The sequence below is a fragment of the Thermococcus sp. GR6 genome, assembly GCF_012027415.1.
Classification (GTDB): domain Archaea; phylum Methanobacteriota_B; class Thermococci; order Thermococcales; family Thermococcaceae; genus Thermococcus; species Thermococcus onnurineus.
Map to the genome: position 1 here is coordinate 216,777 of NZ_SNUM01000002.1, position 19,746 is coordinate 236,522.

17 protein-coding genes are annotated in these 19,746 nt (G+C 51.7%); 12 read left to right on the forward strand and 5 right to left on the reverse strand.

The genetic code is table 11. The annotated features are described in order from the left end of the window. Positions 1-175: 175 nt before the first annotated feature. The gene (locus E3E32_RS07370) at positions 176-1,087 is read left to right on the forward strand and encodes a TIGR00269 family protein (protein ID WP_167731584.1); all 912 of its coding nucleotides are present in this window, start codon (positions 176-178) and stop codon (positions 1,085-1,087) included. A gap of 69 nt (positions 1,088-1,156) precedes the next feature. Here E3E32_RS07370 and E3E32_RS07375 read toward each other — a convergent pair whose 3' ends face one another. Next, entirely contained in the window at positions 1,157-3,115 is a 1,959-nt protein-coding gene (locus tag E3E32_RS07375; protein ID WP_167731190.1) for an alpha-amylase/4-alpha-glucanotransferase domain-containing protein, read from the reverse strand. 110 nt (positions 3,116-3,225) lie between these two features. Between E3E32_RS07375 and E3E32_RS07380 the strand changes: the two genes are divergently transcribed. Continuing rightward, on the forward strand, positions 3,226-6,639 hold the full coding sequence (locus tag E3E32_RS07380; RefSeq protein ID WP_167731191.1) for a CARDB domain-containing protein: 3,414 nt from the start codon (positions 3,226-3,228) through the stop codon (positions 6,637-6,639). Between the two features lie 40 nt (positions 6,640-6,679). On the opposite strand, the gene E3E32_RS07385 is transcribed toward E3E32_RS07380, so the two are convergent. Both E3E32_RS07385 and E3E32_RS07390 read right to left on the reverse strand, forming a co-directional pair. Further along, complete coding sequence (locus tag E3E32_RS07385; protein WP_167731192.1) at positions 6,680-7,309, reverse strand: diacylglycerol/polyprenol kinase family protein; 630 nt, start codon at positions 7,307-7,309, stop codon at positions 6,680-6,682. After that, positions 7,281-7,979 (reverse strand): HAD family hydrolase, encoded by a 699-nt coding sequence (locus tag E3E32_RS07390; RefSeq protein WP_167731193.1) that lies wholly within the window; start codon positions 7,977-7,979, stop codon positions 7,281-7,283. The genes E3E32_RS07385 and E3E32_RS07390 overlap by 29 nt, the downstream gene beginning before the upstream one ends. An 83-nt stretch (positions 7,980-8,062) precedes the next feature. Between E3E32_RS07390 and E3E32_RS07395 the strand changes: the two genes are divergently transcribed. The 3 genes from E3E32_RS07395 to mfnA are packed head-to-tail and all read left to right on the forward strand — an operon-like array spanning position 8,063 to position 10,677. Beyond that, positions 8,063-8,311 carry a DUF131 domain-containing protein gene (locus E3E32_RS07395; RefSeq protein ID WP_167731194.1) on the forward strand — a complete coding sequence of 83 codons (249 nt, stop codon included), beginning with the start codon at positions 8,063-8,065 and terminating at the stop codon, positions 8,309-8,311. A gap of 1 nt (position 8,312) precedes the next feature. Further along, entirely contained in the window at positions 8,313-9,488 is a 1,176-nt protein-coding gene (locus tag E3E32_RS07400; RefSeq protein WP_167731195.1) for a cation:proton antiporter, read from the forward strand. 37 nt (positions 9,489-9,525) lie between these two features. Then, on the forward strand, positions 9,526-10,677 hold the full coding sequence (mfnA, locus tag E3E32_RS07405) for a tyrosine decarboxylase MfnA (protein ID WP_167731196.1): 1,152 nt from the start codon (positions 9,526-9,528) through the stop codon (positions 10,675-10,677). On the opposite strand, the gene E3E32_RS07410 is transcribed toward mfnA, so the two are convergent. Then, entirely contained in the window at positions 10,667-11,527 is an 861-nt protein-coding gene (locus E3E32_RS07410; RefSeq protein ID WP_167731197.1) for a cation diffusion facilitator family transporter, read from the reverse strand. The genes mfnA and E3E32_RS07410 overlap by 11 nt on opposite strands. Positions 11,528-11,905: 378 nt before the next feature. On the opposite strand from E3E32_RS07410, the gene E3E32_RS07415 reads away from it, so the two are divergent. Genes E3E32_RS07415 through E3E32_RS07445 form a run of 7 tightly spaced genes read left to right on the forward strand, consistent with a single transcriptional unit; the run spans position 11,906 to position 18,580 of the window. Next, the gene (locus tag E3E32_RS07415) at positions 11,906-12,133 is read left to right on the forward strand and encodes a ribbon-helix-helix domain-containing protein (protein ID WP_012572670.1); all 228 of its coding nucleotides are present in this window, start codon (positions 11,906-11,908) and stop codon (positions 12,131-12,133) included. A 25-nt stretch (positions 12,134-12,158) separates the two neighbouring features. Then, positions 12,159-13,298: a sulfate adenylyltransferase gene (sat, locus tag E3E32_RS07420; RefSeq protein WP_167731198.1), complete on the forward strand. Its 1,140-nt coding sequence runs from the start codon at positions 12,159-12,161 to the stop codon at positions 13,296-13,298. 29 nt (positions 13,299-13,327) lie between these two features. After that, positions 13,328-14,263: a DHH family phosphoesterase gene (locus E3E32_RS07425; protein ID WP_167731199.1), complete on the forward strand. Its 936-nt coding sequence runs from the start codon at positions 13,328-13,330 to the stop codon at positions 14,261-14,263. Between the two features lie 5 nt (positions 14,264-14,268). Next, positions 14,269-15,699 (forward strand): alkaline phosphatase family protein, encoded by a 1,431-nt coding sequence (locus tag E3E32_RS07430; RefSeq protein ID WP_167731200.1) that lies wholly within the window; start codon positions 14,269-14,271, stop codon positions 15,697-15,699. Between the two features lie 38 nt (positions 15,700-15,737). After that, the gene (gene cysC / locus E3E32_RS07435) at positions 15,738-16,283 is read left to right on the forward strand and encodes an adenylyl-sulfate kinase (RefSeq protein ID WP_167731201.1); all 546 of its coding nucleotides are present in this window, start codon (positions 15,738-15,740) and stop codon (positions 16,281-16,283) included. A gap of 18 nt (positions 16,284-16,301) precedes the next feature. Then, positions 16,302-17,045 (forward strand): sulfite exporter TauE/SafE family protein, encoded by a 744-nt coding sequence (locus tag E3E32_RS07440; RefSeq protein ID WP_167731202.1) that lies wholly within the window; start codon positions 16,302-16,304, stop codon positions 17,043-17,045. Next, positions 17,042-18,580, forward strand: a complete 1,539-nt coding sequence (locus tag E3E32_RS07445) for a flippase (RefSeq protein WP_370456366.1) — start codon at positions 17,042-17,044, stop codon at positions 18,578-18,580. The genes E3E32_RS07440 and E3E32_RS07445 overlap by 4 nt, the downstream gene beginning before the upstream one ends. Positions 18,581-18,827: 247 nt before the next feature. On the opposite strand, the gene E3E32_RS07450 is transcribed toward E3E32_RS07445, so the two are convergent. Beyond that, a complete protein-coding gene (locus E3E32_RS07450; protein WP_167731204.1) occupies positions 18,828-19,679 on the reverse strand; it encodes a glycosyltransferase family 2 protein in 852 nt (283 codons plus the stop codon). Positions 19,680-19,746: the final 67 nt, after the last annotated feature.

Sequence of the window (19,746 nt, forward strand, 5' to 3'; positions counted from 1 at the left end):
AATCGACCATCTAGGGGAGTTCGCATTCATTTCGCGCCCGAAGAGCGCATCCTAGCAGCGAGCAATTTAGATGAACTCATCAGGCGGGCACCTGCTGGAAGATATGCTACCACAATGGTAAAAGTTTTTCCGCCAGCGCTTGCCTTGCAAGGGCTGCGGAGGTGAGAGAATGCCTATGAGATGCAAGTTCTGCGAGAAACCAGCTTTCATTAAGCTTCACTACCCAAGAATGTACCTCTGTCCTGAGCACTTCACGGAATACTTCGAGAGGAAGGTCAAGCGCACAATAGAGAGATACAAGCTGCTGAAGCCCGACGAGAGAGTTCTAGTCGTTGTGAGCGGGGGGAAAGATTCAGCCGTTACCGCTTACGTCCTCAAGAAGCTTGGCTACGATATAGAGTGCCTCCACATAAACCTCGGCATAGGGGAGTACTCGGAGAAGAGCGAAGAATATTCAAAGAAGCAGTGCGAGGCTTTGGGAGTTCCGCTCCACATAGTCCGCGTTAAGGAGCTCTTGGGCCACGGAATTGGTGAAGTAAAGACGAGAAGACCCACATGCTCCTACTGCGGCTTAACGAAGCGCTATATCTTCAACAAGTTTGCCTATGACAACGGCTTCGATGCAGTCGCCACCGGCCACAACCTCGACGACGAGGCAAGCTTCATATTCTCCAACTTGATGCACTGGAATACGCAGTATCTGGCCAAACAGGGACCGCTAATCCCCGGCGAGGGCAAATTCGTGAAGAAAATTAAGCCCCTCTACGAGCTCACCGAGAGAGAAGTCGTTGCCTATGCACTTGCCAACGGCATAGAGTATCACATCGAGGAGTGCCCGCACGCTCGCGGAGCCACAACGCTTGAATTCAAGGAAGTCCTCAACGAGATGGAGGAGAAGAGACCGGGAACCAAGATAAACTTCGTGAAGGGCTACCTGCGGAAGAAGCACATCTTCGAGGCCGAGCTTGAAGAGGTAGAGCTGAGGGAGTGCAAAGTCTGCGGCATGCCGTCAAACGGCGAGGTATGTTCCTTCTGCCGCTTCTGGTACCTTGAGGAGCCGCTGGACTTCAGGGTAAGAAAAGATTAACGGCAAGGGCCGATGAGGTGAGCCTTTCGGGCCCTGATGGATGATGAGGGCCTCCCTAGCTGAGGCCTCTCATAACTCCCTAAAGCAGAGCCTGAACTTCAGCTCTCCATCAACAGGGAAGAGCACCGTATAGCTGACGCCCTGCTGGATGAAGTCCCAGCCGGCCTCGCTCTGGGAAAGGGTCTTTATCGGGAACTTCCAGACTTTAGCTTTTCTGTCGAGCTTTATCTCCACCTTTCCGATGCCGTATGGGTCGTTCACTTCTATCTCCGTGGCTTCGAATTCATCCGGCTTCTCCATAACGCTGTGAACCGCTAGGTTCAGCTCAACGCCGAAGAGCACCTTAGCCTCACTCTTGACCATGTAGTCCACGATAAAGCCATCATCAGTCAGGCGAAGGGATTTCTCCACGCGCGCCGGTTTTCCTGAAACACTACCGTCCCTCCAGAGAGTTATGCCGCCTTCGAGGACACTGTAGTCATATGCACCGGTCAGAAAGTCACCGAGCTCATCATAACGCGCGAGCCAGTAGTCGTCGAGGCCCGTTTCAAGGGACAGGAAATGGTCCTGGAGGATAGCCCTTGGATGATCATCGTAGGCAAGCTCGCGTCGTATCTCCTCAGGTATTTTCTTTCCAATCTCGTGAATGCTGACAACTCCTTCACCACCCCCTTCCTCGGGGGTTGCTACCTCTGGGACCTCGTGGTAGTGCTCCCATCTTCTCGCCAAAACGTCGTTGTAGTTCACCGCTTTCCTCTTGGAGCTGAGCTCAAAGAGCGCCCCACCGTAGGCGGGCTTGAATACGGCGAAGAAGTTCTCACTCTCAATGAAGACCTCTTCACGACCATCGAAGTCTATATCTCTGACGAAACTTCCAGTGGAAACGTAGCTGTTCGCCTTAATGATGTTCTCCCAGATGGTCCTCCTCAGATGGGGGAGGTAAACACCACCAAAGATGCCGTGCCAGTATGCGTCGTTGCACTGGGCTTTAAGGATGAAGTGCCTCGCCTCAGGGTTGTCCCTAACGAGTCCGCTCACCATCAGCATGCGCTTGTGCATGTAGTTGCTCTCAGGATACTTGAAGAAGAAGTTCTTCCAGATGCCGCCGCGGACGAAGACGCGGTACTTCTCGAACTGGCCGTGCTCTTTCAGCTTCTCAACGAATTCCACGAAGAGCTTTGCCTGCTTAGCTGGCAGTGACCACTCGCTCATTTCGAAGTATGAAGCGATTGGGAGGTAAACAAGACCCTTAGGCCTGAAGAGCTGGAGGTACTCCGAGTAGAGCATGATGTTTATCCTCTCGTCGCTCGAAACCCTATCGAAGAACTCCTTGAGCCAGCCCTTCTTATATACCCAATCGTAGGTTCCAGGCCAAACGCCGAACTTCTCGCCATCATCGTGGAAGACCGCAACCTTGCTCTCATCGCCGTCATCAAGGCTGTGAAGGTACTCCAGCGTTTTCTCCACCGGCCTGAATGGGATGAGGTAGCGAAGCTTCTCGTCTATCGGGAAGACTGCTATAACCTCACCACCGTCCTCAGTGTAGTAAGGCCAGAAAAGTTCTTCCTTTGACAGGCCTGCGCTCATGAAGTGGTAGTCGTCAACTATGACGTAATCTATCCCCGCCTCGCGGAGGCTCTTAACCAGCTCCGGCTGCCAGACACGCTCGGTGAGCCAGACACCCTTGGAATCGTAGCCCAGCTTTTTGGCAAAGTCCTTGAGAAGCCTAATCTGCTCTATCCTGTCCTCCTTCGGGATGGCAGCCAAGACTGGTTCGTAAAAACCTGCCACGACTATCTCAAGCTGACCCTTCCTCACCAGCGAGCGGAGGAGGTCGATGTAGTCAGGCTTGTTCTCATCAAACCACTCCAGCAAAGGCCCGCTTATGTGAACTGCGACCTTCATGTTGGGATATTCCTCCAGAATCTCCATGAAAGGACGGTAAGAACGGTTGTAAGCATCCTCAAACACCCATCCAAAGTTGCCAAGAGGCTGATGGTTGTGTATTCCAAAGATGAAATTGACCATCGATGCACCCCCAAAACTGTTATCACTACCGGTGATATTGGAAAAGGTATATAAATATTTTATGCACAGGTATCATCAATAGTGAACAGATATCACCAGAGGTGAATCCTATGAGGAAAGGTCTCGCAATTTTGATGGTGGTTTTGCTTTTTTTAAGTTTGGTTCCAGCGACTAAAATGGTAAGCGCCATGTACGGAACCAAGATAATCGACGGAGACTTAAGCGACTGGACATCATCGGACCTCATAACCGTCGGATGGGACAATGGGCTAGCAGGTGCAAATTTGAGCAGGATGTACATTGCCTGGGACGATAACTACCTCTACATAGCAATAACAACAGGCAACACCCAGAGCTGGGACGTTGCTTATGGTATAGGTATTGATGTTGATCCCGGAACCGGAAACGGCTACACTGGAACCAGCGATTCCTGGGGGAGGAGCATAAGCTTCGGGAACGGTTATGCCGTTGATTATGAGATTTACTTCTGGTGGGGCTGGGACACTGGAATGGGTACCGACAACTTCAACGCATGGACCGGAAGTGGTTGGACTTACAACAGCATAAGCGGTGTTGGTGGAAGCTTCGCTTACACAGGGGACACATCAACTGGATTACAAACTCTTGAAATCAAGGTGCCTTGGACGGCACTCGGAGGCAGGCCGGACAAGGTAGCAATTATCGCCTGGGTGACTGGAAGCGGCGGTTCGGCAGTTGACAGTCTCCCAGTGGATCCTGCGATAGACTACACCAACATCGGGAACGAATGGGGAGATGCCGATACATTCACCAACCTCGCCGAAATCTACGTCGCCCCCAAGACCATAGACGGCAACCTCAGCGACTGGGGCCCGTCGGACCTCCTGGTCATTGGCCAGGACAACGGCCAAGCCGGAGCCAATCTTGACAGGATGTACGTTTCCTGGGATGACACCTACCTCTACATAGCCATTAAGACCAACAATACTGCAAGCTGGGATATCGCTTACGGTATTGGCATTGACGTTGATCCAGGAACCGGGAACGGATACACTACTGGTGGGGACTCCTGGGGTAGGAGCGTGGAGTTTGGAGCCGGATACGCGATTGATTACGAAATCTACTTCTGGTGGGGCTGGGACACTGGAATGGGTACCGACAACTTCAACGCATGGACCGGAAGTGGTTGGACTTACAACAGCATAAGCGGTGTTGGTGGAAGCTTCGCTTACACAGGGGACACATCAACTGGTCTCCAGACGCTTGAGATAGCAATACCATGGAGCGCCCTCGGAGGAAAGCGCTCAAAGTTCGCAATAATGGCCTGGGTTACTGGAAGTGGTGGAAGCGCGGTTGATTCCCTCCCCGTTGACCCGGCAATAGACTACACCAACATCGGGAGCGAATGGGGCGACACCGACACCTTCACCAACCTGCTCGTCGGCGAATGGTTCCTCATGCCGGACCTGACCGTCAGCATCACCGGATACGGCGTGGTTGGCCTCAACAGGATGGGCAACTACAATGTTACGGTCAAGAACGAGGGCTCCCTGCCCGTGACTGGAGCAACGGTCAAGGTCTACATCGACGGCAACCTCTATACCAACTGGACGGCCGATCTTGGAGCAGGAGAGGAGAAGTTGTTCCTCTTCAACTGGACGCCCAACGCTACCGGAACCTACACCATAAGGGCCGTCGTTGACGAGGAGAACACCATAGCCGAAGCCAACGAGGACAACAACGAGTTCACCATGAGCGTTGACGTTGTGTGGGTCGGCAACATCGACGTTGACGGAAACCCCAACGACTGGTTGGCGGTTACCATTGAACCCAATTCATACACCGTCCAGAACGGATTCTTCATCTGGAGCGACCCCGTCGATGACCAGAGGCATGATAAGGACCCATACCTGCCAGGAGGAAGCTCATCGCACGCCGATCTCACAGAGATTGGCGTAACCAAAGACGACAGGTACGTTTACTTCCTCTTCAAGTTCGCGGATATGAGCAACATCAAGATAGGGGACAACGGCGCGACCTTCATAGCGGTTCCGATAGACTACAAGGACGGCGGCGCATACTGGTTCGCCGGTGAGATGGACACCAACACTGTCATAGCATGGGACATCCAGATGGTGGTGAACCTTGGCGGAAGCGAATACGTTGGCCAGGAGCAGGCCGTGGCTTCAGCCGGCAACAGCGTCACATCACTGCTCTACTTCGTTGACCCCGAAGGAAACGTTATCCCCGTGGACGGGGCTCTCGTTGGAGTTGACCTCGCCAAGAACACCGTCGAAGTGAGAGTTCCCCTGAGCGTCTTTGAGGGTGTGAGGAACTTCAACTACCAAGTTGCCACCGGCTTCAGCTATGGCCCGGCCGTCTGGAACTTCGGAGACCCATTCGCCAACGACGGTAACAGCGATATCGTTGACACCATTACCATTGAGCCAACCACCACCCAGGAGTTGGTGGACAACATCCCGGACTACTACGTCCGCGTAACCATGGACAACATCATCGAGAGCGCTGGCCTTGTTAGTGTCAAGGTGCAGAGGCTCATCCAGTACCAGAACACCTTCGTCATGATCAACAAGTTCTACGGCATAAGAAACTTCGAAAAGGACTACGCCCGCTACCAGGAGCTCGCCAGCGAGCTCAGGAACATGCCGCTAACGGATGACACAAGAAAGAAGCTCGAGCAGTACGATTCCGAGCTGATGGACCTGTTGAAGCTTTACAATGAGGGCAAGTCCACGATAGACCTGCCGAACTACGCCTTCAGTGCCTCGCTCAAAATATACCGCTCTTACACGGGCCTCAAGAAAATGGTGAGGGACCTCGAGGCCATGCTCGAAAAGGCAAAGGGCGGCGAGCTGGAGAAGAAGAGAGAGATGGAAGAGCTCGCCAAGAACCTCACCAAGACCATAGACGGCAACCTCGACGACTGGAGCGTCGAGCCAGTTGCTGAGGACACCACCGGCTTCGGCCAGGATGGTGCAAACCTCAAGGCGCTCTACGTTGACTACGACGACCAGTTCCTCTACATAGCACTCACCACGGAGAACAAGGCTTCATGGAGAGTTGCCTACGGCATCTCGCTGGACTACAAGGACAGCGGCTACACTGCAGATCAAGACTCCTGGGCCAAGAAGATGAGCTTCAGCAGGGGCATAGACGCACAGCTCTACTTCTTCTGGAACGGTGAGTTCTTCGGCGATCCCGGAACAAGCAACATAACCAGCGCCCAGCTCGTCCTCTGGAACGGAAGCTCCTGGATATACAACGATCTCAAGTGGACCGGCTTTTACGCCTATACCGGCGGCGCTGAGAACGGACTACAGACCCTCGAGATAGCCATTCCGTGGAAGGCCCTCGGAGGAAAGCCATCTGAGATATACATCGTCGCCTACGTGACCGGTCAGGGAGCTGGAGACTCAGCAGTTGACAGCCTCCCAGACGACCCGAGCATTCACGACAGAGCGCCGGGAGAGGAGTGGACCGACGCAGATAACTTCACCACCTTCGCAAAGGTTACGATAGAGTGAGCCTCTCCCCTTTTCTGTTCTTCTTTATCTATTTGGGGCTTCAAAGGACGAGAATATCGGCCAAATACAGCACCGTTGCTATCGCCAGCTGGTTCGAGAAGTTGTCATCTGGCGGAAGGTTGTAGAATTCGGCCAGCATACCTGCAAGTGAACCGAGGACTGCTAAGGGAAGCCCCACAAGAGGCCACAGAATCAGCAGGCCTGAAATGAAGTAAGCCAGACTCCCCTCAACACTTTTGCCATTCTTAAAGCGGTGTCTTCCGAACGACTTCCCGATTATGGCCGCGAGGGCATCACTAATGGTAGCAACGGCAATTGCTCCAATGGCTATTTCCCCAGGAAAGAAGTACACCACGATGAATGCGGCCGCTGCGAAGTATATGTGCGCCGCGACGCGGTAGCGCTCGTGCTCGCGGGTTATCTCCTCTATCTGCTTTTCCAGCATCTCCACGCGCTCGATGACGTCGTCGTAAACGTAGAGCCGGAGTTTTTCCTTGATTTTATCCCTCAAAGCCTCGATTATCCTGAAGGGCTCCAGAACCACGAAGATGAAGAAGGCCAACCCGATAAGAGTAAGCGTTACATCTCTCCCGAAGATGAGGTACGAGACTGGAACCGACAATCCCACGATGTGGAGGGACTTACGCTTTAGCTCGCTTTTCATGCTCATTTTTAATCACCTCCAAGGCCTCCAGCAGATCATTGACAGTGTAATCGGCGTGTTTTGGGCGCCTTCCCTTAAAATAACCCCGCTTCACGAGGATGGTTGTAGCCCCAATATCTTTGCCGCCCCTCATATCAGTGTCGTCCCTGTCACCGACCATATAGATCTCCTCTTCGTGGGGAAACATACTCCTTGCTAGGCGGAAGTTGTGGGGGTCAAGCTTGCTGTGGCCGGTCTCGCCGCTGATTATGAGTGCATCGAAGTAGTCCTTTATCCCGAGATACTCAAGCTTCTTCCTCTGCCAGTAGCTCGAGGAGTCCGTTATGAGCACTATCTTTGCCCCCATTTCCTTGAGTCCCTGAAGGAACGGAAGGGCGTCAGGATAGAGCTTAAGGTTCGAGAAGAAGACTCTATCAACGAGGTCCATTATCTCCTCAAACTCCTCAGGGGTTATCTTTGCGTAAACTTTTCCGAGAAGCTTCTCAACGATTTTGTCAAGGTCCATCATGTGAAACTCCCGTGACTGCTCGAGCTCCCTATAGCGGGCAGTGACTATGTAGAAGAAAGACTTGAACTTCCTCCTTCTGAGAAGGAAGGGTATAAGACGGAGAAGCGTGTACTTTCCGGCATCCCAGGTGTTGCAGAGGGTATCGTCGAGATCAACGAGCACAAGCATGTTAGAGGATTTGATGGGAGTGTTTTAACCCTTTGGGTTCCTCTGGGTTAAGGTTTAAAAGAGGAAAAGAAAGCTCCTAATGTATGGACAAAGGAACCCTGCTCATAGCACTCGGCATGGGAATGATATTCCTCGGATTCCTCCTAGTCTTTATTGGGACTCTCTTCTCGGCTATGGGCGGAGAGGCAGAAGTCGAAAGCGGCGGAGTGATAATGATAGGCCCCATCCCGATAGTCTTCGGCACCGGTCGAGGTGCAACGCTGGCGATGGTTCTCGCGATAATTATGATGGCACTCTGGATAATAGGAGCTCTGCTCGCAAGGAGGGGATGACGTGGACTTTCTAGCGGCGCTCGCGATTCTGCTCGTGACTGCCAAGAGCATCGAGTGGCTCTTCGAGAGAGTTGGGATACACCCGATTATTGCCCACGTGCTCACAGGAGTCGTGCTGGGACCCTTTGTTCTTGGAGTCATCGAACCAACCGAGCAGCTCAGCGTTCTAGCCGAGTTTGGGCTCATAATGATGATGCTCTACATGGGACTCACCAGCAACTTTTCAGCCATAGCCCAGAACACGAAAAAAGCCGTGGTCGTTGCCGTCCTCGGAGTGGCTTTCTCGTTCATTCTCGGCTTTACCACGGTAGAGTTCTTCGACAAAGGCACTTCGGCGGCTATCTTCGTCGGCGTTACCCTCGGAAACACCGCCATAGAGGTAACGAGCGGTGTCCTCGTTAAGGAGCGCGTTAAAAGAGAGATTTCATCCATTCTCATAGGAGCTGCATTCGTTGACGACATACTGGCGGTTTACCTGATAGGTATAATCACCGCAATGGCCAAGGGGAGTCTCGACGCGCTTTCCCTGGGAATACTGACCGTCAAGATATTCCTTTTCATAGGAGCTACCTTATTAATCTCGGAGTTCGTCTTCAAGCGCTCCCGCTGGTTCTACTCAATAGTCAAGAACCTAAACGTCTTCTTCACCTTCACGCTAATATTAACTTTCGCCCTGGCGATAATAGCTGAAAAGGTCAGTCTCAACCAGATAATCGGCGCCTACCTTGCGGGACTGACGATAAGTAGACTGCGTGAGAGAAAAGATCCTCTCGTTGTGACCAGAATAAAGCTCAACGAACTCATCGAAGATCTCCAGGTCGTTCTTACGGAGTTCTTCATTCCGCTGTTCTTCATCTACGTCGGGCTGATGTTCAACCCACCGCTGGCTAGAATAAGCCTTGCCCTGATAGGAACCCTCTACCTCGCGGCAGTGCTTGGGAAGCTTCTCGGCTGTGGGCTGGGGAGCAGGCTCTTCGGCCTGAGCTGGAAGGATTCAATCCTCGTTGGCATAGGCATGGGTGGCAGGGGAAGCCTGGAGCTGGCGATACTCACCTTCGGCCTCAACACAGGGCTCATCGATCAGACCATTTTCGCGAGCGTCATAGTCGTCTCCATGATGACAGCCTTAACGACGCCCTTGTTCTTTAAGACCTACATCAAAAGGGCAAAAGCTTAAATTGAAGGGTGTGGAGTAGTGCCAGGCTGGTGAGACCATGTTCCCGAGGAAAGGCGCGAGCGAGGAAGAAGTTTTAGCGGAGCTGGAGGAGAAAACGGCGGAGGATTTAACTTTTGATTCCGGCCGGATTTTAGGCTCAATGTGCACCTACCCTCATCCCTTCGCGAGGAAAGTAATCTCCATCTACATCGACAGAAACCTCGGAGACCCTGGCCTTCATATAGGCAGCCAGAAGATTGAGGAGGAAGCCATTCAGATGATCTCCAACCTTCTCGGCCTTGAGAAGGGCTACGGGAACATAGTCTCCGGAGGAACTGAAGCCAACATCTTGGCCGTTAGGGCCTTCCGCAACCTCGCCGACGTCGAAAAGCCAGAGCTAATCCTCCCAAGAAGCGCCCACTTCTCCTTCCTCAAGGCAAGCGAGATGCTCGGCGTCAAGCTTGTCTGGACCGAGCTTAAAGAGGACTACTCCGTTGATGTCAATGACGTCGAAAGAAAGATAACGGACAACACGATAGGCATCGTTGGTATAGCCGGAACCACTGGTCTAGGAGTAGTTGACGACATTTCTGCCCTGAGTGACCTAGCCATTGACTACGGTCTTCCTCTGCACGTTGATGCAGCTTTTGGAGGCTTCGTCATACCCTTCGCAAAGGAGCTGGGTTATGACCTACCCGACTTCGACTTCAGACTTAAAGGCGTTCAGAGCATAACCATAGACCCCCACAAGATGGGTATGGTGCCCATCCCGGCAGGTGGGATAATATTCAGGAAGAAGAAGTTCCTAGAGGCCATAAGTGTTCCTGCCCCCTACTTGGCGGGAGGCAAAGTATGGCAAGCAACAATAACCGGAACACGGCCTGGAGCAAACGCTCTGGCTGTGTGGGCCATGATAAAGCACCTCGGCTTCGAGGGCTACAAGGAGGTAGTGAAGAGGGCGATGGAGCTGAGCAGATGGTTCGCGGGAGAGCTGAAAAAGATACCCGGCGTTTACCTCATCAGGGAGCCCATGCTCAACATAGTCTCCTTTGGCACAACGAACCTGGAAGAAGTCGAGGAGAAGCTAAAAAGACGCGGCTGGGGAATAAGCGCCCACCGTGGTTACATTAGGATAGTCATGATGCCCCACGTTAGGAGAGAACACCTAGAGGAGTTTCTAAGGGATTTGCAGGAAATCATCACTCGGTGACTCCCTTTATGTCCACATGAACGAAGGCCCTGTCAACGTCCTCTATCTCCTCGATGCGCTCCCTCACTTCTTCGCTGATGTCATGAGCTTCCTTCAGCGTCAGCTCAGGCGGAACCTCTATGTGAAGCTCGACGTGCAGCTTGCTCCCAACGTAGTGGGCTCTTAGGTCATGGACTCCAAGGACGTTGGAAACGCTTAAAGCGCGTCTTTTTATCTCCTCGCAGACCTCAAAAGGTGGTGCCTGACCAGTCAGGTAACCCACGTTCTCTAAGATTATATCGAGTGAGACCTTCACCAGGAAGAGCGTCACTATAAGGCCAGCCAGTGAATCGCCGTACTGGAAGCCGAGTTTTTGAGTCTCGAGGCCAGCAAGAACCGCGACACTGCTGAGAGCATCACTCCTGTGATGGTACGCATCGGCAACGAGAATCTGGCTGTTGAGCTTTCTGCCGACGTGAACGGAATAGCGGAACATGGCCTCCTTCGTGAGGATCGAGAGAATCGTAACCGCTAACATTACGGAATTGACCTCGATGACTTCCCCACGAAGCATTCTCCCAACAGCATCCCGCCCGATCTCGTAGGCGACTATTATTAGGGCCTCACCAATGAGAAAAGCTACGAGAGGCTCAAAGCGAGAGTGGCCGAAGGGGTGACTCCTGTCGGGGGGCTTGGAGGATATCTTTATGCCGAGGTAGCCGATGACGCTTGTCACCACGTCGCTGAGGGAGTGAACACCATCCGACATGAGGGCTATGCTCGAGTACAGGAAACCCACGATTAGTTTGATGAAGGCAAGAAGAACATTGCCGATGATGCTGACCCATAGCGGCTTGTAGATTTCCTCCAACATATCACCCCAAAGTCACGCATATGAACACAACATTTGAACATTTCCATTCCGGATCAACATCAAACTTTATTAGGTTTTCCAATTTTATTCGGGAAGCCTAATCAAAGAACCATAAAAATAAGACCTGCGGTCAGTCCGTCACTCCATCATCACGAGCCTCAGACAAGGCTGAAATCATCATCCCAGAAAAGGTAGGGGATAGACCTTAAAAGGGTTGCTCAGCGATCACCTTTCCTTCCTCATCGGTCGGTTCGCCCATCAATCATCATCGCAGCATAACATACGCCATAGGAGTTTTAAAGATACCTCCCATCGAAAGTTTTATACGGCCTAATTAAATTTAATTAAATGTCATTAAAGCCGGAGGTGTGTGGAATGGCCGACGAAAAGAAGTACACGACAGTTTCCATACCAAAGCCCCTCTATGACAAGATTAAAAAGAGAATAGAGGGCACTGGTTTCACTTCCGTCTCAGATTACGTTACCTACGTTCTCCGCGAGGTTCTGGCGAGCCTCGAAGAGGAGGAGAAGGAAGAAGTCTTCACAGAGGAGGAAGAGGAGAAGGTCAAAGAGAGGCTCAGGGCTCTGGGCTACCTCGACTGATTCCCTAAATTTTTGAGGTGGTAGCATGGTCTCGAAGCCCCATGGAAGCAAGTTAGTCAGAAGGCTCGTCGCGGAGAGAACCCGCGAGAGAATTCTGAGCGAGCAGAAGGAGTATCCCTCCGTTAAGATCGACCACGGAAGGGCGATAGACCTCGAGAACATCGCCCATGGTGTCTATTCTCCCCTGAAAGGCTTTCTCACGAGTGATGATTTCCAAAGTGTACTCGACCACATGCGTCTGAGCGATGATACCCCTTGGACTATCCCGATAGTGATCGACATTGTGGAAAAGACCTTTGATGAGGGAGACGCGGTTCTGCTCTACTACGAAGACATACCCATTGCAAGGATGCACGTTGAGGAGATATATACCTATGATAAGAAAGAGTTCGCCCAAAAAGTCTTCAAGACCACTGATCCAAATCATCCGGGCGTTGCCAAGGTTTATTCCCTGGGTAAATACCTCGTCGGCGGTGAGATAGAGCTCCTCAATGAAGTTCCAAACCCCTTCGCCAAGTACACCCTCAGACCCGTCGAGACGAGGGTCCTCTTCAAGGAGCGCGGCTGGAAGACCATCGTTGCGTTCCAGACGAGGAACGTGCCGCACCTTGGCCATGAGTACGTCCAGAAGGCAGCACTCACATTCGTCGACGGTCTCTTCATAAATCCCGTCCTTGGAAAGAAGAAGAAAGGGGATTACAAGGACGAGGTCATAATAAAGGCCTACGAGGTTCTGTTTGAGCATTACTACCCGAAGAACGCCGCAACTCTGGCGACAGTGCGCTATGAGATGCGCTACGCAGGCCCAAGAGAGGCCATACACCACGCAATAATGAGAAAGAACTTTGGTGCAACGCACTTCATCGTAGGGCGCGATCATGCAGGTGTCGGCGACTACTACGGGCCCTACGAGGCCTGGGACATGTTCGATAACTTCCCCGACCTCGGCATAACGCCGATGTTCATCAGGGAAGCCTTCTACTGCAGGAAGTGCGGCGGAATGGTTAACGCCAAGATATGCCCGCACCCGGAGGAGTTCCACGTCAGAATCAGCGGCACCAAGCTCAGGAAGATGATAATGGCCGGCGAGCAGCCGCCAGAATACATGATGAGGCCCGAGGTTTACGAGGTCATAAGGAGCTTTGAGAAGCCCTTCGTGGAGTGAGCTCCTTTTATTTTTGCGGGGTGAGTTAGGTGCATCTAATAGTCCACCACTGGGACACGGACGGAATAACTTCAGCGGCTTTACTCGTCAGAGCACTCTGTTTAGAAGACTTCACAAATATGACAGCACCAATAGGCGAGTTCCGCTTCGATGAGAGGATCTGGAAGGCAATAGAACAGGCTGAAAAGCTCTACGTGATGGACTTCAACGTTCCGGGTGAGGTGGAGAAGGTAAACGTCGAAACACTCTTCATAGACCATCACACACAGCCGAGGATAAGGAACCCGAAGGTCAAGCAGATTAACCCCTCACTCGACGATGAATATTATCCATCGGCCTCGCTGGTGGTTTCCGAGTACTTCGGCCTCTGGAACGCCTGGAGCGCCCTTGGCGCAGTCGGCGACATCGGGGAGAGGGCTTTTGAGATTCCTTGCGTTAATGAGCTCCTCGATAGGGAAGGCCTATCACGGGAGGAAGCTTTAAGGCTCGTCGAGCTGATGGACTCGAACTACATAGCCGTGGACAGAGAAGCCGTTGAAGAAGCGGTTGCAGTTCTGCTCAGTCAAGAAACTAAAGAGCTCCTTGAATATGAGCCGTGGGTGAAGCGAGCGGATGAGATAAGACGCACAATAGAGGAAGCCCTCTCAAGCGTGGCTGAGAGGAACGGCTTCGCGATAGTCGAGTTCGAGAGTCCGTTCAACATAATCTCCAAGGTTGCACGGAGGCTAGTCTGGGAAATGGGCTTTAGAGGTGCCGTCGTTGTCAATAAGAACTTCCATGGGAAGGTTCAGCTCTACTTCAGGGTCTCAAAGGAGGAAGCCGAAAGGATAGACATGGCAGAAGTCATCGAGAGGCTCCGCGCCCTCGGAACAAACACTGGCGGCAAGAGGGAAGTCCTCGGTTGCGTATGTGAGAGGGATAAAATCGAAGACGCGCTCAAAATCGTTGAGGAATACCTGAGGTGAGAAGTATGGAGTTTGAGAAGAAGGTTGGGGAGAGTATGGCGGAGACCAAGAAGGTCTTTGTGATAGGCCTTGACTCGGCCCCGCCGGAGCTCCTCTTCGGGCGCTTTCTTGACGACATGCCCAACGTCAGGAGGCTCCTTGAGCGCTCAATTTACGGCCCCATGAAGACGGGCATCCCAGCAATCACGATCCCCATGTGGATGGTCATGGTCACGGGCAAAACTGCCGGCGAGCTCGGTCTCTACGGCTTCAGGCACAGGACGGGCTACAGCTACACCGACTACTGGATAGCCCACAGCAAGAAAGTTAAGGAGCCGACCGTGTGGGACTACCTCGGCGAGCGCGGAAAGAGGTCGATAATAGTTGGTGTTCCCCCAACATATCCGCCAAAGCCGATAAAGGGCCATCTAGTTAGCTGCTTCATAACACCAGATGCGAGCGTTGATTACACATACCCGAAGGAGCTAAAGGGTGAGATAGAGAGGCTCGTCGGCGAGTACATCTTCGACGTCCCCTTCAGGAAAGAGGCCAAGGACGAGGTCAAGGAAGGCATCTGGGAGATGACGGAGAAGCGCTTCGAGGTGATAAGGTACCTCCTCCAAGAGAAGGAGTGGGACTACTTCCACTTCGTCGAGATAGGCCTCGACAGGCTTCATCACGCCTTCTGGCGTTACTTCGACGAGAAACACCACCTCTACCCGGGGAAGGGAAACAAATACGAGAACGTCATTCCGGACTACTACAAGCTACTGGATAAAGAGATAGGCGAGACGCTCAAGCTCATAGACCTCGACGAGACGGCCGTCTTCATAGTTTCCGACCACGGCATAAAAGGCATGCACGGCAACTTCGCCGTCAACCAGTGGCTCATCGAAGAGGGCCTGCTGAAGGTCAGGAACCCGGAGGTTATCCACAGCGGTAAGGTAATCCGCTTCGAGCAGCTGGACGTGGACTGGAAGGAGAGCACGGCCTGGGGATGGGGCGGCTACTACTCGCGTGTCTTCCTCAACGTCCTCGGAAGGGAGAAGGAGGGCAGAATACCCCTATCAAAGTTCGAAAGCGTCCGCGATGAGGTTGCGGAGATGATAAAGTCCATACGCGGCCCGAATGGCGAGAAGTGGGACACGAAGGTCTTCTACCCTGAGGACATCTACCCCGTCGCAAAGGGAAGCAAGCCTGACATTATGGTCTACTTCGACAACCTCAACTGGAGAGCAGCAGGAACCCTCGGCCATCCGAGCAACTATTTACCTGAGAACGACACTGGTCCAGATGATGCGAACCACTCGGAGCTTGGAGTGTTTTCCATGTACCTGCCAGGCATGGACGAGTCAAAGCACACCCAACTGACCATCTACGACTTCGCGCCGACTGTGCTCAGGCTCTTTGGAATAGAGGAGCCGCTGGTGGGGATGCATGGGAGGAGCATCCTCTGAGTTCCCAAATTTTGACCACTGAAATCGGGGGAGTTGAAATGTCTGAGTTAAGGAACCTAGAGAAGGGCTTTACAATCTGGCTCACGGGGCCAAGCGGTGCCGGAAAGACTACTCTAGCTGTCAAACTTGCCAAGAAACTCAGAGAAATGGGCTACCGCGTGGAAATACTCGACGGCGATACGATAAGGAAGACGCTCTATCCGGAGCTCGGCTTTTCTAAGGAAGCGAGGGAGATGCACAACAGAATCGTCATCCATATGGCCAAGCTCCTCTCAAGAAACGGCGTTATAGCGATAGTCTCACTGATCTCTCCGTATAGAGCAGTTAGAGAGCACGCAAGGAAGGAGACAGGAAACTTCATAGAGGTCTACGTCCACGCCCCGCTGGAGGTCAGAATACAGCGCGACCCGAAGGGGCTCTATGCAAAAGCCCTGCGCGGCGAAATAAAGGGTCTCACCGGCTACGATGGCGTTTACGAAGAACCCGAGAACCCGGAGGTAAAGGTGGACAGCTCGAAGATGACGCCTGAGGAAGAAGTTGAACTCGTTATTCAGAAGGCCAGGGAGCTTGGGTACCTGCCGTGACACCCACGGGGGAGGGGCATGGAGGAGCTGATAATCTTCGTCGGTCTGGGCCTCCTCGTGGGCTTCCTCGTCGGGTTAACCGGCGTAGGTGGGGGAGCCCTAATGACCCCCTCCCTTATCTTCCTCGGCGTGGAGCCGCTTATAGCGGTCGGAACCGACTTGCTCTACGCCACTGTAACGAGGGTTTTTGGAGTGTTCTTCCACCACAGGAGGGGCAGGATAAGGTATGACGTATCACTGAGGCTTTTCGCAGGAAGTCTGCCCGCGATAGCCCTTGGTGGACTGATACTCAGGGAGATAAACAAGGAGGTCCTCAACAGCTACCTAACACTTCTCCTCGGCCTTATTCTGGTCATCAGCGCGGTTCTGAGCCTTCTCAAGGGCGAGCTTCACGTTCCGATAAAGCCGAGGTGGGCTTACGTTTATCTCCTCGGCTTCATCGTTGGACTTACCGTGCAGTTCACCTCCGTCGGAGCTGGCGTCATAGTGAGCTTCACGCTGATGAACGTGGCGAGGCTCGAGCCCAGGGATGTTGTCGGCGTTACGATAGTCTATGGGCTAGCCCTCTCGACCTTCAGCTTCCTCAACTATGCCCTCCTGGGAAGCGTGGATTACCACCTTGCAGCTGCGCTGATCCTCGGTACGCTGCCCGGCGTTTATTTTGGAACTCACGTGAACACGATGACAGAAAGGGAGAAGCTTAAAAGGGCGATAAACATCATAATCCTGCTGATAGGCATCTTCACCCTTCTCAACAGGTGAGGAATTTGGACGAAGTCAACCGGGCACTGCAGAGAATAGCCAGGGGCACAGGGATAGTGTTCACGGGGACCGTAGCGACGATGCTGCTGACGTTTCTAAGCAGGGTGATAATAGCGCGCTATTTTGACAGGTACCAGTATGGTTCCTTCACGTTAACCATAACGATCCTGAGCATAGCCATGACTGTTGCCATAATGGGCTTTCAAAGCGGCATTCCAAGGGAACTCTCGCGGTACAGGATGGAGGCACCCGAGAAAATCAGCGCTCTTATATCAACGGCCCTTCTGATGACCTCAGTAACATCCCTGATTATGACCACCATTACAGCAATCCTAGCACCTCACCTCGGCTTAATGCTCAATGATATTTATCTCCCTAGAACCCTCAGACTGGCCTCACCGGCCCTTCCATCCATGGTCCTCCTGATGATTCTCGTCGCCATTTCTAGAGGTTTTGGCAGGGTGAGAGAGAACCTTTATTACAGGAACATCCTCTCACCCCTGCTCTTTCTCACCATCCTCGTCGCGGGACTTTTTGCAGGGCTTGGCTTTACCTTTGTTTTCATTGCTTATGTGTTTGCCCAGTTCCTAACAACGGGAGCACTAGCGTTTGAGATGATCCGCCTAGGATTTTTACCAAAGAGGTTTACCTTTGACCGGGAACTTGGAAAAGAGCTGTTCATATTTTCTCTCCCGCTACTGCTGACAGGGATACTCGACTACGTCATGGGATGGACCGACTCAATCATGCTGGGTTACTACTTTAACCCCGATGTCGTCGGCCTCTACAACGGTGCGGCACCTATAGCCAGGCTTATCCCCCTGTTCCTCAACTCGATGGGCTTTCTTTACATACCAATAACCACGACCTTCTTCACCACAGGCAATATTGAGGGCCTGAAAAAGCTCTATCGAACCACAACGAGGTGGGTCTTTCTTCTGACGTTTCCAGTCTTTGTTTTTATCTTTGCCTTTCCAGAGGTAACAATAGGGCTATTTTTCGGTCCCAAATACGTCGAGGCAAGCACAGCACTGAGAATTCTGGCAGCAGGTTTTGTGTTCCACACTCTGTTGGGCCTGAACGGAATGAGCCTTACTGTGATCGGGGAGACAAACGCCAACCTCATCGGCAACTTCTTCGCATCAGTCGCCAACGTGGTTCTTAACGTCCTCCTTATACCAATCTACGGAATAGAGGGCGCGGCAACGGCAACCGCCGTCTCATACATCATCGCGAACATCTTCCGCACCTCATGGCTCTACAAAAAGACAGGGATACACCCCCTCAGCGGGAGCTACCTCAAGCAACTCTTTGTTGGGCTCGGTATGATCGTCATTCTCAAACTCGCCAACGTATCCGTCTCCAGCATATGGGCCGCGTTGGGTGTTCTGGTGGCATTTTTTGTTGTTTATTTCGCGCTGATACTAGTCCTCAGGAGCGTCGAGAAGGAGGACATTGAGCTCCTCTTCGCGGTAGAGAAGAAGTTTGGGATCAGCCTTGGAAGGCTGAGAAAGATATTGGAGCGGTTCGCCTAAAACGGTTGACGCCAGTTCAGGAGGGTCTCGTAGTCCGGCTCCGGCTCCTCCGTGTAGAAGTCCATGCCAAACCACAAGACAACCCCAAAATTGCATCAATTTGCTGTTTGGTAAGCTTCTCACGCCATTTGATGAGCTTTTTTAGAATGCCGATATAGGTCTTCCCATAAGTTTTGCGCGTAACCTTGCCCGGAGCTTCTGAGCCTTTTCTTTCCCCTTCAGGTGTTTCCTGGTTGATATAGCTGAATTATCCTAGTTTGCTACTTAACGCTAGAGGCAGTTTCTTTTTTAATTCAATTAAAAATAAACGCTTCAGAGACGAACTTCCAAGACCATAGTTCAGTGACACGACGCCTTTGAGATTCCATTTTTTTAAGAAGTATTGCCGGGACCGCGATATTCTTTTTTTATTAAACCTATATGAGTTCAGATATTTCTTGTCTCCTCCTGGAAAATGGAAAAAGAAAACTGACGGAACGATAGCAAATTTCCACTTTCCGAGTTTTTTGTGAGATAAATAAAAATCAAGATGCTCAAATCCAATTTTGTAACTGGGATCCCACGAATAGTCTTTCAAGACTTCTCTCCTCAATAGAATAGCATTGGGCACTAAATCAAACTCAAAATACCCAATATTGCCTGAGAACTTCGGTTCAAGAGGAGGATCATACTTTATTAAATATTCATTTTCAATCTTTAAATCGCATGCAAAACACCTGTATTTTCCCCTCTCTATTAAACACCCAGCAACACCGCCTAAATGATCTTCCCTTTCAAGGACTTTTTTTAAAATTCCCACATTATTAACCGTCATATCATCGTCAATTATCAAAAGATATTTAGATTTAGAAGCCTTCACAGCCTCATTTCTTCCATAAGCTAAACCAGAATCGTAGGGAAGCTCAAGAACTTTTAAAGGAAGGTTATCTTCAAATTTTTTGTACACTAAATATTTTGATCGATCTCGCTCACCATCATCCGCAACTATGACTTCTCCAAATCCTTTCCCAATTAAGGAACTCAATACTAATTCCAATTTATCAGGCCTATTAAATGTTTTTATAATTACACCTACATCGCTAAGATCAACCATAATCATCCCTATATCCTAAACACGCCAATTGTACAAAAACTTTATTATCACAGCATCAAGAAGAGAGATAGGG